Origin of the sequence: Mucilaginibacter mali, assembly GCF_013283875.1 — a bacterium.
Classification (GTDB): Bacteria; Bacteroidota; Bacteroidia; order Sphingobacteriales; family Sphingobacteriaceae; genus Mucilaginibacter; species Mucilaginibacter mali.
On record NZ_CP054139.1, the window covers coordinates 2,660,188 to 2,675,497 of the forward strand.

Consider the following 15,310-nt stretch of genomic DNA (forward strand, 5'->3'; position numbering starts at 1 on the left):
ATTGGAATTTATGAAATACTATTGATTTTCAATAGCGTTTCTTATCAAACACAGGTTGTTACACAACCTATGATCAGATTATTTATAGATATTAATTATTTTCTGTAAGTAGTCGCGAAAAAGAGATTTTCTTTCGAATTCGTAAAGCGTATGTATGCTTGTATTGTTGTCGTAGAAAATTAGCCCAGAATTATTTACAGATAACAAACAAATAGGGCGAATCGCTATTAGTTTATTTTTATCAAACAATGAAACTGTCTTGTTTTGTTCGTTTATTTTCAAAACATCTATTTTAACCTTCTTTGATTCCAAATACTCGTCTTCAATTTTATATGTATAAGTTATTAAGTAATGGCCAATTTGGATAGGATTGTACTTGTTTTCTTTAAATTGTTTCGTGAAAAAGGCGAGATTTTGGCCACTACCAACAAAGTAAGTTATTTTGATTGCTTTATTATTCATTTCAGTCAAAAGAAACCGAGACATTGGATTAATCGTATTTTCCTTTAATAGTGTTCCATTATTATCAAATAACTGTAAAGTAGGTGCTCCGTTTTCCTCAGGATATTTAACTCGTATTATATCAGAAATTCCCGGGCATATTTGATATGATGTATCTGTATCATCAGAGTTAAGAAAATCCGATCTTCTGCATGCTGATATTGATAGAAACAGACATACAGACAAAAAAACTTTCTTCTGTGTGATTATTTTATATCCCATATTTTTTTATAATTAGTAATCATTGATTGTTTAGTTGTTATATTCTCATAACCCATGCGTTGAAAAAAATCAGACCTGGGCGCTTCGCCAAAAGCAGGATATCCTGCTTTTCGAGCCTGATCCTGCCAGTAGGATGTATGTCTAACAATTTGATATTTACTGTTACCTGAAAGATTAAACCCTCCGGCTGTCAGCAGGAAATCCATTTTATCTTGCCCAGTCATAGCTGCAGCCCGTCCTGCTGCAAAATTCCCCACATCCCTGGCAGACACATAAATCCCTTTAGATATTTGTGAGCCCCCGTATATTCCATTACCATTTTGTGTCTTAAAATCATATTCATCTTTATTGCCTGCGTTCATTGCATAATGCATTCTCCCCATGTAATTACCAATGTCACCTTGCACTTCTCGCATTTTGCCTTCAAAGGTAGTAAGCCAAAGCTCTGCAGCATTTGAATTGAATCTTATATTACCCGCTGGTTGACCTTGTCCGTTAACAAAAGAATCCCACATTAATGTTTCCCCCATTTTTTCACCACCATGAGAACCGTCTATTCGAGGCGAACGGTCCTTATCAATATCCTCTTTTGTATGCGCATTGATATGCTTGTAAACCCCAAGATCACCATCATTATATACTGCAAGAACATTCCCTTGTGCATCGGTATGTGTAGAAAAAGGAGCCATCCCATCCGGGTCTGTAAATTGCATCGGGTCATCAAACCCATAATTGTAAACAGAATACCTCCGCATCTTCTCCGCCAACGGATCCACACTCGTCCATCTCCCAATCACCGGATCATAGAACCTCGCGCCATAATCGTATTGCCCCTTATAACTTTTACGATTTTTACGATTTTTTCCACTTGCACTTTTTCAGTGCTATAAAGAACGTTCAGGCACGTAAAGTTAACAGATATTTTTTTTCATACAAGCCCCGGTGGTTGGTTGATTTTTACCACAGGGAGCCGCCGGGTTGGTTGTTTTTTTGGATTTTTCCACCACAGCAGCTCGATTTTTTTTATGATAAGGTTAGCGGGTGATGTTTATTAAGGGCTTCTTTCAGGTCTTCCAGATTAGTTGTTTTATACCTTTCAGTTGAACTCACATACCGGTGCCCGGCCATATATTGAACGGTGCGCAGGTTCTTTTCTTTGAGCCATTCCGTGATCACACTTTGCCTGATCTGCTTGGCATGCTTGTATTTTGGGCTGAGTTTCCGGAGGGCATAATTGAGGTGTAAAAGGCTGTTTCTGATGTCTTCCTGTGCGTTAATGCTGATAAACAAACGTTCGATTTCCCGGGCATCTTTGTAACGATCCGGCTTGCGCCCCGGTCGTTCGGCCAGGCGCTCAGCCAGTATTTTCGGACGGATCACGAGCAGGTATTCATGCAGTTCGAGGATTTGATGAGGCTGTAACGGAAGTAAGCGGCCAAGCTGCCTGCCGGTGGCGGGGATATGGATTTTGCCCTCCCTTAGTTTGAGATGTTCAGGGCGTAAATGGCTCAGTTCATCTCTTGTAATTGCCTGATAAACAAGCAACCCAATAATGACCTTATTGCGGTAAGTACGATTGTCGGTAACCTGGTAACTTTCATAGAGCGCCTCCATTTCAGGCATGGTCAACAGGTCATGCGGGAGGTTTCTGACCGTACCTTTAAGTATGATCCCTGCTGCGGGATTGATGTTAATGGCCTGTTCCTGTTGCAGGTGGGAGAAGTAATACCGCAAAGTCCGCATGATCTGGTTGATCAGCTTGATACTAAAGCCTTTCTGCCTTAACTGGTCGGCAAACTCCATTACGTCGGCATGGGTAAGTTGTGCCAATACCAAGCTTTGGCTGTTGAGCCATTCCTGGAATGTAGCGGTATAGTTGATGGTTTGGTGTATGTAACTGTGGCTGAACTGCTCTTGTTTCAGGTAAGCCCGGAAAGGTTCTAAAGCAGCCAGCGTAGCCGGTGCGAACTCATATTTTTTGTTCATGCTGTAGATGGGTGTAGATCTGCGTACTTTCCATGCTGCCATGCCCTAAAAAGCGTTGTATCTGCTCCAGTTGCATACCGGAATGTAACAGGTGGCTGGCAATGCTGTGCCGCAGGGTGTGCAGGCCCACGGGTTTAGGGATAGCCGCCGCTGTTTTCAGTGTTTGTAAGCGGTCATAACAGGTTTGGCCGGTGAGCCGTTTACCACTGACATTAAGCAGTAAAGCGTCTTCTTTTTTGTCACCTGCGAAGTGTGGCCGGGCATACAGGATGTAGTTCTCCAGATCGGTTTTAGCGGTACCGGCCAGTGGCACATAACGCTCTTTATAACCTTTGCCTTTGCGGACGTAAACCAGTTCTTTATCGGGCAGGATGTCACGGACATTGATATTAACCGCCTCATTTTTCCGCAGGCCGCAACCGTAATACAGGGCAAGCATCGCCCTGTCCCTTAACCCATATATATCATCTTTAACCACATCATAAAGCTTGCTGATCTCGGCCAGGGTCAGTATGCTTTTGATATTGGTGCTTTTGCCTTTAATGCGCAGCTTTACAGTAAAGCTGGGCTGGCCGCTCTCCATCAGGTAACGGCTGAACTTACGGATCACCTGTAAGTGTTTCCGGATGTAGTTCAGGCTGATCGCACCGGCTGCGGTCTGGCTCGGTCTTTCGTGCAGATATTCCAGGTATTTTTTAAGGTGTTCGGGCTGTATATCATGCGGGTGGTCGCATCCCTGGGCTTCTAAATAAAGTAAGAACTCGGCCAGCATTTTAGGCATATCACGAGGGCTGGTAGGTTCAAAGTTGAGTATCCGGAGCCATTGGGTAAAGCCTGCATGCAGCCGGATATACAGCGGATTTATTAAGGTGCCTTGCATTTTTTATTGTTGTTGGGCTACTGCGGTTTTCTTGCTGGTTTTCTGTACTTTATGTAACCCATCAGGGCTTTGGGCTACACCTGGGCTACTATGATTTACCTTACGTATCTCAGCCAGGATATTCTCCATCATTTCATGGGCATCATTGGTCAGGTTTTCCAGATCATCCCAGCTTTGTACCTTGTATTCAAAGCCTTTATAGCGGCTGCCACGCGCGATCTTGATATAACCCATGCGTTCCAGTTCGTACAGATAACGGCTCAGACTGCTTGGGCTGAGGCGAAAGACCGGGCGCACTTCCTTGCTGTAAAAGGTTTCGCTATCGTTTTGCCTTAGCCAGGCTTTCAGTTTTTCAAAGAATGAACGGCAGGCATCGTTTAACTCGTCGCTCTTTTTGAGCAAGGTCGTTTCCAGCAGCGAAAAGGCAACCTCAATATCTTCAATCGTAGTTTCTACGTACTGCTCACCGGTAGTGGTATCGGTTTGCAATTCCCGCTGATACTGGTGGTAGAACGTAATGGTTTCGGTGAATAACAAAAGCAGCAGCATGGTGCGCCTGGGCTTGAAGATGGCCTCCGGCAGTTGCAGGTAGGTAGCGAACGGGTTTTTAACGCTGACCGGCTGCAGCAGGCGCTGCACGTTCTTCAGCTGCTCACGCACGTTGCGCTCAGCCTGCTGATCAACCAGCCCGGCGCTTTGCTTGCGCTGGTAGTCCATGATCCTCTTATCCTGTTCAGGGCTATCGTCCGTGTACAGCAGGATACAGCGGTTGGCGTTATCCTCATAAAGCTGTTCGCGGGTGGTGCAGCCGCTGACACATACCGGCCCCTCCACGTTAAGCGTAACCGTTTTCAGGTTACCCTTGCTGTCCTTTAGGGTGACGGTCTTGCTGATCCGGCGTTTGCTTTGCAGTTCCCGGAGCGGGTACAGCACGTTATCCGCACCGTCCATGTCCTCGATCAACAGCAGCTTATTTTTAAGTTCATCCTTACCGAAGTAGTAAAAGGCATTCATGGAGAGCATGGTGATCTCCAACTTATCTTCTTCGGGGATCAGTTCGCTGACCCGTTCCTGCAGCCAGGTCTTGCCGGTGCCGGACGGCCCCAGGCACATCAGGTGCAGCGGTGTATTCCGCTTTCTGGACGTGTAGATCAGGTAGGCGATCAGGCTGTTCACTTCTTCACCGACAATACCGCTGGCTGAGATCGCCTGCCGGGTCCGTCCGAGCAGGCCTGGCGCTTTCAGGTATTGCAGGGCGATCTTACGCTCAGCCTCGGTGAGCTGCTTTTTTTCCGCCTGCTTTGGCTTCATGGCTTCGAGCCGTTCGGACCGGTAATCTTCCAGTGCAGTGGTCAGGCGGCTGATGATCCCGGCCAGTTCAGCGGCAGCAACGTCCAGCGCCTCGGAAGCCTTTTCCACCAGGTGCTCACACTGCACGCTGTTATACAGGTCGAGGTTATGGCGAAAGGCTTTGATGGTGTTGCCACCAAAGACTATCTTCAATGTTACTTTTAAGCGGTCGAAGCCGGTCAGTTTAATACCGCCCAGGACTGTTGTATGCGATTTGCCATCAATATAAAGTAACAACTCTGGATTATCTGTAATTAACTTTGGTATTACATTCATTTATTATGTGCTTATATAATACTTTTTTATTCGGCAATTATAATGATGATGCTTTCATAAAAGCAAGTGATACTCGTTTGTATTTTACCACGCATTTTATGTATCATTCTTAGTATTTTTGAAGTTAAAGGAATAAAGGAAAAATGAGTTTAGGAAGCCGGATCAGGGAACTACGTACCCAAAAAAGACTGAAGCAAGCAGAGCTTGGCGCAATCGTCGGGCTGACCTATGTGCAGATTGGCCGCTATGAGATAGGCAAAGCTAAACCGGCAGCAGATATGCTTTCTAAGCTGGCCAAAGCGCTGGATACGACTGCCGATTATCTGGTAAATGAGGATGTGGATGACCCGGCAGTGACGGCACAGTTGACCGACCGGGAACTGCTTAAACAGTTTAAAGAAGTGGAGTTATTGAACGCTGAAGATAAGCATATTGTGAAAGTTTTTATTGACGCCTTTCTAACCAAAAGGCATATCCAGGAATATGTAAAGTAAGAATTGCTATAAACGAACAAAGCCCCGATTTTAGGGGCTTTGTCATTGGTATCAGTTTGTTTTTTTCTTCGGCTTTGCAGCTGGCTTTTTGCCTGTTGCACTGTCCGCAAACGCATAGGGATTATGCTGCTTGGGGTCTTTTTTGTGCTTCAGGTGATAGGCACTGTGGGCACTGTCCTGCTGCGCTGTTTGCGCATGAACTGTAAAAGCCATGCTTAGTAGTAGTAATAGGATAAGCTTTTTCATTGGCCATTGTAATTTTCAACCACTTTATAATCACCATTTTTTGAGATGATTAAGAATACCCCTTTTCCTATATCTGTTGTAGGTATTGCAAGAGAATAAACCAGTACTATTTGACTTTTATCTTTATTTCTCCGCGAAAGATTGGGCATCAATATAGTACCATATTTTTTTAGGTTACCTCCGAATTCATCTTTAAAGTAGGGGGCGAAATCGCTTGCTCTAAACTGCTTTTTCAAAACAGTATCTCTCTTATTGACAAGTAACACATCTGATGCAAATTCATGTGTTAAGAAGTCTTTGGGAGCGCTCTTATCAATATCATATGACTTGGGTACCAATAAATTGGTGTTCTTCAGACAATAATATTTTAGATGAAAGTTTAAGCTGTCATTACCATTAACTAACATGGTATCAATTGTTTTAACATCATCATAGCTTTTTAATATTCTATTTTTTTCATCCGATTGCGAAGGTGTTTCTTCTTCACTATCGGAGCGATTGCCTTTAGCCATTTGAGCATCAATCGCTTTCTGTTTAGCATCTGCTACTGCTTTGGACGTATCGCCAGTATTGTTTAAAGAGTCGGATGAACTCTTGGTCGAGCTGCTGTTGCAACTTGTCCATGTGGCTGTTGCGATTAGAAGTAATATTAAAAGTCGTTTATTCATTTTCTGCAATTTAGATATGTTACATATTATCCATTATGTAATTAAAAGTATTAACTACACTACTCTTTATTGAATTCCATAAACCGCCTTGGCTTTGTTGTTGGGGTTTATTATTGGATGGTGCTGATGCCGGTGCATCAGGTTTAGTATCAAATTTATTAAAACTTACAATTCGCTTTCCCCAATACATAACTTTTCCATTCTGTATAAGGTTGCTTACCCTCGGTCCAGAAGTTCCACTTGAGGGATCTCCACCTGAATCCGTCATCTGTAAGTTTACAAAATTGCCATCTTTATCCCTTTGGACCAAAGTAATAAGTCCCCCATGCTTATTGCCATTTAATGTGACGACATTTCCTGGTACTACATCTTCTGGATCAACATTTGGTAGATTCTTGTCAATATTGGTTATACCATTACTTTTTCCGTGGTTAGGGTCTTTTTCGCCTCCAGCAACGACAACTTTTGTAATTAATCCAGAACAGTCGATTTCGGAACCGGGGCCATCCTCGCCTTTCGCACCTAACCTATACGTATTACCTTTTCCATTATCATTTCCTGCTACCCATCTCCCTGCCTCCCTAACAGCTGCGTTTCTTTGAGCAGTATCTCGACCATCAGGGTCTATAAACCTAATAGGGTTATTAACCGCATAATTATAGGGTGTCCATCGGCTATTTTTCTCCGCAAGAGGATCAATAGCAGTCCACCTCGCAATTACAGGGTCGTAGAAACGTGCACCGTAATCATATCTGTTAACCTCAGCCTGCAGCTCTTTCCCATTGTACAGAAACCGGTTAGGGTCTGAAGGTGTAGGGTTTTGAGAAGCTGTCATACCGAAAGGATAATATTCGTTAGCCTGCTTTGCCGAATAAGCTCCGGTAGATGAGTCAAAGGTAACGCGTTCATTTCCTAACTGGTCCCTTAATGAGTATTCGTAATTGACATTCCCGTTAAGATTCAGTACACGGCCTTCCTCTGTAGCCGCATAAATTATCCCATTATCATAAAAGATACCATTATCATATTCTGTAGTACCAAAAGCCGGGTTGCTGCTTGTCCTTTGCAATTTTTCGCCCCTTGCATTATAGGTATACGTTATGCTGGCCGAACCGTTACTCTCTCCTGTCGGTAAATTCAGGTAATTATAAGTAAGTGTCCTGCCGGTACGGGCGTCAATTTTCATATTACCGTTCTTATCGTAAGTATATGTACCCGAGGTTAGATTGGTGACCGACTGGAGCTGGCTCCCGTAATTTGCATAGTCATAATTGTAAGTATAAGTATTGCTTGTGCCATTTCCCACGCGTATTAACTGCGAAATATTGCCGAGATTATCATAATTGATGTTCTTCTCCTCGAACCCGGCGGTCGGCGAAATTCCGGATAACAACCGGTTAAGAGGATCATATGTATAATTGTAATGATGATAAAGATTGCCCGGTACACCCCAGTACTGGTTGCTGATATTACCGTTATAATTGGGCTGTACGCCATCAGCCGCGTCATCATAATTCAATTGGAACGCAAATAACGGCGCGCTTGCCGATTTGAGCCAACCGCGTTCATTGTACTTGTAGTCAATGGCCTGCAAATAAGTGGTATCACCGGAACTAATGGTGCCGTGTAGGCTTTTTTTCATTAATTGCCCCAGTTCGTTGTACTCGAGTTTGCTTAAGACAACTTTACTTCCTGAACCTGTTGCCTGTTCGGTCCTTACTTTCCGCCCCAAATGGTCATATGCGTACCAATTGGTGATAACCAGGCCGGGGATAGCCGAACTATAATGTGTACGGGTGGTTTTGGTGATCTGTCCGCTAAAGTTATACTCGTGATTAAACCGGTCTGTTCCTCCAATATTATTTTGCTTGATGACCTCGTTTTCGCGTGCCTCGTCATCATAGTAGTAGGTTTCTGATAGCATTGCCCCGGTCGAGAGATTCTTCTGTGAACTGGCAGTCATCAACCCTTTGGTAAAGGGTGTGGCCAAGCCGGAATTGGAACTGTAAGTAGTGATCGGAAGGTTATAATCGTCATAGTAGTTGACGGCGTAGAGCGATGCCCAGGTCGAGGGCCAGCTGTACGCTGTATAACCATTGGGTAATGATGCGTTCCTGGTTTCCCAGTTTGACGGTTGCTGGTCGATGTCATCGGTGATCTGCTGATGTCCTCTGCTATCTGTAAGCTTTCCGGTCATGATGGTACGCCCCAATCCGTCGTACTTTATAAATGACCATTCGTTAGTTTGCGCCTGCTCGGCGTCTTGCGTTGCCACGACCTGGTCAAGTGTGTTATACACCATGAACACCCATCCTTTGCCGGGTACCTTCCTTTCTGTAACACGCCCCTGGGTATCGTAATGATAGGCATAGACAAAATTGCTAAAGAACAGATCGGTGGAATTGTCATTAAAACTGGTAGGCAGCGCGGTATTGTTGGCTATAGGCGGCACCACGTAGACAAGATCACCTAAATCATTGTAGATATAATAGGTTTTTAGCCCGGCGGCAGATGATACACATAGCTTTTTCCCATCCTTGTTTATATAGCTTATACTGCTATTGCCATTTTCGTCGGTACCCGTGGTTTTCGATAACTCTCCACCATTGTAGGTTCCGGATACGGCAGCTCCCGATGAGGTTATTGTCCACATCAGCACCTCGCTGCTTATATTAGACTCATAGGCTGTTTTAACATCGTGGTTTGCCGAAGTCTGCCAGGTCAAACCGGGCGCTCCCTGCTCTTTAATGCGATTCAGTGCGGAGTTTTCAAAAATGGTTTCAGCGAATGGCGCATCTGTTCTTATCGTATTCGCTGCCCAAGCCGTTGCCTGATGGTAGAAATCGGGTTGCTGTACATTGATCGCGTCGGACTTATAACTTCCGTCATTGAGCGCACCAGGCCGGTTCGCATAAGGAAGGTACTGTATGCTTTCACGTCCGCTTGCATCATAAGCATGGGGCTGAACAATATCCGCATGACTTGCAGACCCTTTATAGGTTACCGCCTGCAATGGCCTGCCCAGTCCGTCAATGTATGCGACGGTCTGATTGACCTCACCGACATTTTTTCCGATAAGGCCCGATACGGTTTGAATAGGGCTGCGGGCGGTGAATGTTTTCACATAGTTTTGATTCCCTGAACTGCTACCACCACTGCTTACGGAGATGGTGAGATAGGCATACCCTGTTCCGGCAGAACTTGACGCACTGATCGTGTACATTGTTGCCGGGGATACCGTGGTTGGTGTTCCGCTGATCGTGCCGGTACTTTTATCCAAATACAGGCCTGCCGGTAACGCCGGCGAGATTGAATAGCCGACCACACTAACCTTCCTGATGAGGTTATTCCCATAATCCGCGACGTACAGGTCGCCTGACCAATCAATGGTAGCGCCATAAGGATAATTGAACGTTGAACTATTGCCTGTGCCGTCTGCAAAGCCCGCCGCACCATAAAGACTGCCTGCAAAGGTGGTAACGACACCCGCCGGGGTTATTTTCCTGATCGAGTGGCTATACTCATCAACAACATACACATTACCGGCTGCATCCGACGCTACAGAATTGGGCAACCCGAAGCTTGCCCCGGTACCTGTTCCATTTACATTCGCTGATGTTCCGTTTCCGGCGAGCGTAGAGACCTGGCCACTGATGTCAATCTTTCTGATCCGGTATCCGAGACGGTCTGAAATATACAGGTTCCCTGACGGGTCAGAAACCACGCCCATTGGATTGTGAAAAGAAGCACTCATCGCAGGGCCATCCTGGGAGCCCGTCGCGCCCGTACCGGCAACCGTCGTTACATTTCCGGCAACATCGATCTTCCGGATAAGATTATTACTGTAGTCTGCTACATATATATTGCCATTATGGTCTACACTCAATCCTGTGGGGTTGTTAAACGTAGCCAGGTATGCAGGGCCGTTCTGAGAACCGGGATAACCTGTTCCGGCAACTGTGGTTACGTCGCCCGCAGGCGTTATCTTCCTGATCGCGTGATTGAGTTGGTCGGCCACGTACACGTTCCCTGCATTATCGCAGGCAACCCCGGCAGGGTGATTAAATACTGCCAAAGTCCCGTGTCCATTGCCATAACCACCATACCCCGCACCGGCAAAAGTGCTGACATTTCCATATGCGTCGATCTTCCTGATGTACTGGTTGCCGCAATCTGCTACGTAAACATTGCCGAAAGGGTCTGCACCTACTGCCAATGGAATATAAAAGGAAGCCGCTGATCCCTGGCCATTTGTCGCACCGGACGAATAGGGATTTCCCGCTAACGTGGTTGTCTGGCTGTATGTGTTTACCGGGTCGCCTGTATTCGAGACGGTTAATGGGGATATGGTATTATTAACGTAAAAGGTCTGGTTGCTTTGTCCATAGGACAAATTTGGTTGTGCTTTCACCAGGCTTGCCGATAACATCAAAAGAAATATTCCAAATACCGGAATAAGAGATTTGTTTTTCATAAGCATTATTGGTTGTTTTTTATTACCCTGATTGTGTCCTTTGAAATACTTTTAGTTTTTTGAACGTGCGCAACTTTATCGAGCGCTTTTTGCTGACGGGACTGTATATCCATGCGATGGCCCCTTTGGATACGGGATAAACTATCTGATCCTTTAACCCACTTCAAACGCTCCTCCTGGGTCAACACGGAGTCCATCCTGTATCGTCTTTCCCATATCATTCTTTTCAAAAGGCTTTCTTTGTCTTGCGGATTAATATCGGTCCTGCGAAGCAGCGCACGGAAATCGTCGCGCTTGTATTCAATTGCTTCAAGGATAACGGCCGCACGTTTTTTCGATACTGAAAGTTTCTTTGCCAGTCTGGCGATGGTTGAATCCTTACCTTTATTTTGAGGCGACTGTGAATGACCTATAACAGCCATTAACAATAAGATTCCAGTCAAAAATATATTTCTCATGCCTTTGTGTTTTAAAAATAGATGAATGGTATAACAGTGTTACTGCTGCCGGCCGGCAATAATAGATTGTAGCTGAAGGACGTATAATCATCCGTCTCGTTGTAGTCGTAATCAAAATACGCATTCCAGTCGCTGAGGAACAGCGTTCCTATGTAAAACGAATTAACGTTCGCCGGGATATTATAATTAAGGTTATTCGTTGAGTTATAAAAATTAATATAATCGCTATAACTCACATCCTGAACCAAAGTAATGTTCATTGCGGATGTAATTGTCAATGGTGTGGTGCATGCGGCATCGGAATAAAACCGTATATAGAATTCGCCCGTCGTATAATATTCGTCGTGTAAATAAACATTGTTCTGGGTTCCTATCGGACCACCAATCTCCAGCCTGGCAAATATGGTCTGCGCCGGCTTGGGAACAGTAACAAAACAGTCGGTTTGCTGGCCTGCGTAGTTATAGCAATAATGGGTTTTGATATTACCATGCTGATCCCTGACAGTACTCAGACGGTTATAGTCATCGTACTCAAAATAGGTGGTATTGCCACGCGAATCTGTGTTACTGGTGATGTTCTGCTGACTATCGTAAGTGTAAGTAGTAATAGCCGCATCAGTTGGATAAACGCTGACATCATCGATAGCATCTGCGCCCGATGGCAGCACGGTATGCGGCCCGCTGTAGCTTTCGATTGTATAATGCCATGTACCCGATGAACGGTACCAGTAAGTTAGCTGATAGCTGCGACCGTTTGCCGGTGGTGTAAACGGTACATAATAGCTGCCATTATTATATTTCGTCCCTGTATGGGCCAGTCCGGAGGCACCTGCTTCTTCAAAATTTGTGTGGAAAACCTCCGTTTCGACAGCATTCTCAACCTTTGCAATCGGCAGGGTTTGCCCGTATCCGTAAACATTACACGCGGGAGCCACACCGTTTTTTTTCGCCCTGGTCATATTACCATAACTGTCGTATGTAAATGCGCCTGTTGTTTTGAGCGCGGCATTCATTCGTTGGATAGACTCTGAAGATGGCCGGAACAAGCTTGCCCCATATTCCGAATATTCGCGATGGTTTAGAAAATCCTGGATTCCTCCGGTTTTATGCACGGTTTCTACCACCTCGTTTACTGCGTTCGCTGCTTTCATATGGGCGTAAACTAAATTGGGGTCCCTGTTCGCCGCGACCATATCCGGTGGATATAAATACACGGTTTCGTCGCTCTGCCCCTTACTGTTTGTTGTCGCGACAGATTGTACCGTTAACCATTGAGGGTCATAAATATAATTGTGGGTTTGAACGATGTTAGCCTGCCCGGGATGATATTCAATATCCGTCACCTGATCCGGCAGGAAAGCGTAGGTATACGTTTTAAACGCAGTACCTTGCAGGGTATATGCTGAGGTCTGTACGGAGCCCGTATACTCGGTACTTATATTTCTGACATATTCGGTACTTTGATTTATTGGAGCATAATGAATGGTCTTATCCTTTAGCGGGTTAAAGTTATTATCGTATACAATTTGCCGGATAAGCCTGCCTCTTTGAAATGCCCGGGATGTGAATCTTCTGGTATCAGGCAACGGACCGGTTGTGACAAACGGTGCTTCATCCATATTATCCCCATTATCGAAATTGGAAAAAAAGTTGGACCAGTAGCTACCATTGGAGAATAGCTCTGTAACCTCGCTGTAACCGATATGGCTCCCGTTATTGTTACTGCAGGCCGCGAGCTGCTCTGTCGTCATGGTATCAAAATATGGCTTTGTATAGCCGTTATAATAGGGGTCAAATGGGGAGCCGGATGCGGATGTAAAGGTACCCCCATGTATCCCGCTGGAAATTAGCGAACTCGCGGCCGGTGAAAAATTGCCCACATACTTATATTTTATCCAGTCCGCTATCGTGTTATCGCTATTATAATGGTCTACCTCGGCAATACGAAGCCCGCCAGCGATCTTTTCTGGTGCGACGGCCAATAAAGGGCCGTTGCGGTTGACGGACAGCTGCTGGGAGTAAGTATGTGGTTCAAAATGAAAAACGCTATACCCACCGGTGGGATAAATGACCTTATCCAGAATCTCAGCCTGGAGATAGGCAGCACTCGGCTGTAAGGACGTATATACATCCTGCCCGGATGTCGCCGGCCCATTATAATAGCCCCAAAAGTCCTTCATGTTGCTGCAATAGCCGGGTAACATTTGATCATTGTGATACTGCAGGGAATAGGTTTCTATAGGACTGTTTCCGTAGCCCTGCTTGATCACACTTCCCAGCTTAAGCCGTTGCGACGCTGTATTGACATAGTTGAAGTTCGTCTTTAAGGCCAGGGTGTTGGTCCTATCGTAAACGCAGATATTATCAAGTTTGTAAAATTTTGGCGGCGTCCCGAAGGCAGGCGTATTATAATTATAGCCTATACCGGGGAGGAAAGATTGCCGGAATTCAGGATCGTAAACATTTGCCATAGCCTGTCCCTGACCGCCAATATCGAACCAATTCCAGAAATTAAGAAACCAGTGGCCATAATCGACCGTAAACTTCGAGGCGTCATATTGCATTTCAACACTTTCGGAGCGGTTAAAGGTTATTTGCGTTACAGGTGTGATAATGTTTTTCAGGTAACTGGGAAAGATGAGGGAGCCTGTTAGCTGGTCCGGTCCCTGACCGGTCGTATTATATTGCGAAAAATCACCGCGATAGATCGCCTGTAATACTTCCTCGCCACGCTCATAGCTAAAATCAATCGTTTCACCGTTTTGAAGGATTATCTGGGTGAGGTGCCACGTTTTGGGCACCAATGGAGCGACATCAACCGAGAGCATGCTGGATGAGAACTCGATGGATTGCGGGCTTCCGCCAAAAACGTACCTGGTCCCGTGAGGATCGGTTAAGGTGAATTTGCCAAAGCCAGATTTCTGTGTACCACTTTCCCATGCCCCTTCAAAAGAGATCATGTCAGCCGGGTTGAAGTCAACCGTTACGTGTTCGTCGCATCGAACCTTCCAGTGCCTGGTCTCGTCCAGGTAAAATGTGCCACTATACCCTAAAAAAGAAAACTGGAATTCATCCGGCTGATAATCCTTAACTGTTCGTAGAGGAAGATTGTGGAGATAGGTGTTCCAGTTCGGATAATTGGTCAGGTCAAAAGTAGCTGATTGGATATTTGTCGCTGTCGCCCAGTTGCTGCCCGAAAAGAAACCATAATTATAATAATAGCCGAGTTGTGTGGTGTTAAACCGGTAATGTATGTACGGGTCAAAAATAGCTATCTCATCAGGCTTGTCATTTACTACCCTATTGATCGCCCCGCCAGCAGAAAGGTCCCAACCTAAGCCCACCCAGCCTGGGTGGACATCGGGTTTCACCATATTAGTGTTGTAGGACAGCGCGATTGGCACGGTTACGTTCCGGTATTTCAATTCATAGACCGGGATATTAATGCCAGGAGTGCCGGTAGCGGCGGCAGCGGGAAATTGCGTAAAGATCCCGAGGCTCGCGGCATTTGGTGAAGCCGTGGTAACAAGTTGGTCCGGCTGAATACTGTTTTGCGCGTACAGGATTTTTGCCGGAAATAAAAACAAGCATAAAAGTGCGAGGGCAGATCTGAAAAGACCTTTTGGGGTTAAGGTGAAGTGCATTTGATAATGATGGTGGTTTATAGTTCTGAAGTGTTTTCTCCAGTCAATATGAAACTTTTGAAATGCGAAGCGTATATGCCCATCGCATTTTATAGATTAATAATAATGTCC

11 protein-coding genes and 1 pseudogene are annotated in these 15,310 nt (G+C 45.3%); 1 reads left to right on the top strand and 11 read right to left on the bottom strand.

What is annotated here, in order from left to right:
• Positions 1 to 78: 78 nt before the first annotated feature.
• The 6 genes and pseudogenes from HQ865_RS11255 to HQ865_RS11275 form a co-directional block, all read right to left on the bottom strand.
• Complete coding sequence (locus HQ865_RS11255; RefSeq protein ID WP_173415000.1) at positions 79 to 723, bottom strand: hypothetical protein; 645 nt, start codon at positions 721 to 723, stop codon at positions 79 to 81.
• Positions 708 to 1,436, bottom strand: a complete 729-nt coding sequence (locus HQ865_RS11260) for a hypothetical protein (protein WP_237073822.1) — start codon at positions 1,434 to 1,436, stop codon at positions 708 to 710. Before HQ865_RS11260 ends, HQ865_RS11255 begins: the two co-directional genes overlap by 16 nt.
• A 33-nt stretch (positions 1,437 to 1,469) precedes the next feature.
• A pseudogene (locus HQ865_RS25955) lies at positions 1,470 to 1,520 on the bottom strand (hypothetical protein); the annotation flags it as partial.
• A 226-nt stretch (positions 1,521 to 1,746) separates the two neighbouring features.
• On the bottom strand, positions 1,747 to 2,709 hold the full coding sequence (locus tag HQ865_RS11265) for a tyrosine-type recombinase/integrase (protein ID WP_173413093.1): 963 nt from the start codon (positions 2,707 to 2,709) through the stop codon (positions 1,747 to 1,749).
• Positions 2,693 to 3,589, bottom strand: coding sequence for a tyrosine-type recombinase/integrase (locus HQ865_RS11270; protein ID WP_173413094.1), 897 nt, complete (start codon positions 3,587 to 3,589; stop codon positions 2,693 to 2,695). The genes HQ865_RS11265 and HQ865_RS11270 overlap by 17 nt, the downstream gene beginning before the upstream one ends.
• A gap of 3 nt (positions 3,590 to 3,592) precedes the next feature.
• Positions 3,593 to 5,215: a P-loop NTPase family protein gene (locus HQ865_RS11275; protein WP_173413095.1), complete on the bottom strand. Its 1,623-nt coding sequence runs from the start codon at positions 5,213 to 5,215 to the stop codon at positions 3,593 to 3,595.
• Between the two features lie 143 nt (positions 5,216 to 5,358).
• Between HQ865_RS11275 and HQ865_RS11280 the strand changes: the two genes are divergently transcribed.
• The gene (locus tag HQ865_RS11280; protein WP_173413096.1) at positions 5,359 to 5,709 is read left to right on the top strand and encodes a helix-turn-helix domain-containing protein; all 351 of its coding nucleotides are present in this window, start codon (positions 5,359 to 5,361) and stop codon (positions 5,707 to 5,709) included.
• 51 nt (positions 5,710 to 5,760) lie between these two features.
• Here HQ865_RS11280 and HQ865_RS11285 read toward each other — a convergent pair whose 3' ends face one another.
• From HQ865_RS11285 to HQ865_RS11305, 5 genes are read right to left on the bottom strand one after another with little or no spacing between them, the layout of a single operon-like run.
• Positions 5,761 to 5,955, bottom strand: a complete 195-nt coding sequence (locus tag HQ865_RS11285) for a hypothetical protein (protein WP_173413097.1) — start codon at positions 5,953 to 5,955, stop codon at positions 5,761 to 5,763.
• Positions 5,952 to 6,623, bottom strand: coding sequence for a hypothetical protein (locus HQ865_RS11290; protein WP_173413098.1), 672 nt, complete (start codon positions 6,621 to 6,623; stop codon positions 5,952 to 5,954). The genes HQ865_RS11285 and HQ865_RS11290 overlap by 4 nt, the downstream gene beginning before the upstream one ends.
• Before the next feature lie 19 nt (positions 6,624 to 6,642).
• Positions 6,643 to 11,097: a DUF6443 domain-containing protein gene (locus HQ865_RS11295; RefSeq protein WP_173415001.1), complete on the bottom strand. Its 4,455-nt coding sequence runs from the start codon at positions 11,095 to 11,097 to the stop codon at positions 6,643 to 6,645.
• A gap of 5 nt (positions 11,098 to 11,102) precedes the next feature.
• Positions 11,103 to 11,555, bottom strand: a complete 453-nt coding sequence (locus tag HQ865_RS11300) for a hypothetical protein (RefSeq protein ID WP_173415002.1) — start codon at positions 11,553 to 11,555, stop codon at positions 11,103 to 11,105.
• 11 nt (positions 11,556 to 11,566) lie between these two features.
• Positions 11,567 to 15,199 carry an RHS repeat domain-containing protein gene (locus HQ865_RS11305; protein ID WP_173415003.1) on the bottom strand — a complete coding sequence of 1,211 codons (3,633 nt, stop codon included), beginning with the start codon at positions 15,197 to 15,199 and terminating at the stop codon, positions 11,567 to 11,569.
• Positions 15,200 to 15,310 lie beyond the last annotated feature (111 nt).

What these genes read in the sequence shown, in the direction of transcription:
- HQ865_RS11290 (WP_173413098.1), bottom strand. Translation starts at nt 6,623, where the DNA reads ATGAATAAACGACTTTTAATATTACTTCTAATCGCAACAGCCACATGG.
- HQ865_RS11270 (WP_173413094.1), bottom strand. Translation starts at nt 3,589, where the DNA reads ATGCAAGGCACCTTAATAAATCCGCTGTATATCCGGCTGCATGCAGGC.
- HQ865_RS11280 (WP_173413096.1), top strand. Translation starts at nt 5,359, where the DNA reads ATGAGTTTAGGAAGCCGGATCAGGGAACTACGTACCCAAAAAAGACTG.
- HQ865_RS11285 (WP_173413097.1), bottom strand. Translation starts at nt 5,955, where the DNA reads ATGAAAAAGCTTATCCTATTACTACTACTAAGCATGGCTTTTACAGTT.
- HQ865_RS11260 (WP_237073822.1), bottom strand. Translation starts at nt 1,436, where the DNA reads ATGCAATTTACAGACCCGGATGGGATGGCTCCTTTTTCTACACATACC.
- HQ865_RS11265 (WP_173413093.1), bottom strand. Translation starts at nt 2,709, where the DNA reads ATGAACAAAAAATATGAGTTCGCACCGGCTACGCTGGCTGCTTTAGAA.
- HQ865_RS11275 (WP_173413095.1), bottom strand. Translation starts at nt 5,215, where the DNA reads ATGAATGTAATACCAAAGTTAATTACAGATAATCCAGAGTTGTTACTT.
- HQ865_RS11255 (WP_173415000.1), bottom strand. Translation starts at nt 723, where the DNA reads ATGGGATATAAAATAATCACACAGAAGAAAGTTTTTTTGTCTGTATGT.
- HQ865_RS11295 (WP_173415001.1), bottom strand. Translation starts at nt 11,097, where the DNA reads ATGAAAAACAAATCTCTTATTCCGGTATTTGGAATATTTCTTTTGATG.
- HQ865_RS11300 (WP_173415002.1), bottom strand. Translation starts at nt 11,555, where the DNA reads ATGAGAAATATATTTTTGACTGGAATCTTATTGTTAATGGCTGTTATA.
- HQ865_RS11305 (WP_173415003.1), bottom strand. Translation starts at nt 15,199, where the DNA reads ATGCACTTCACCTTAACCCCAAAAGGTCTTTTCAGATCTGCCCTCGCA.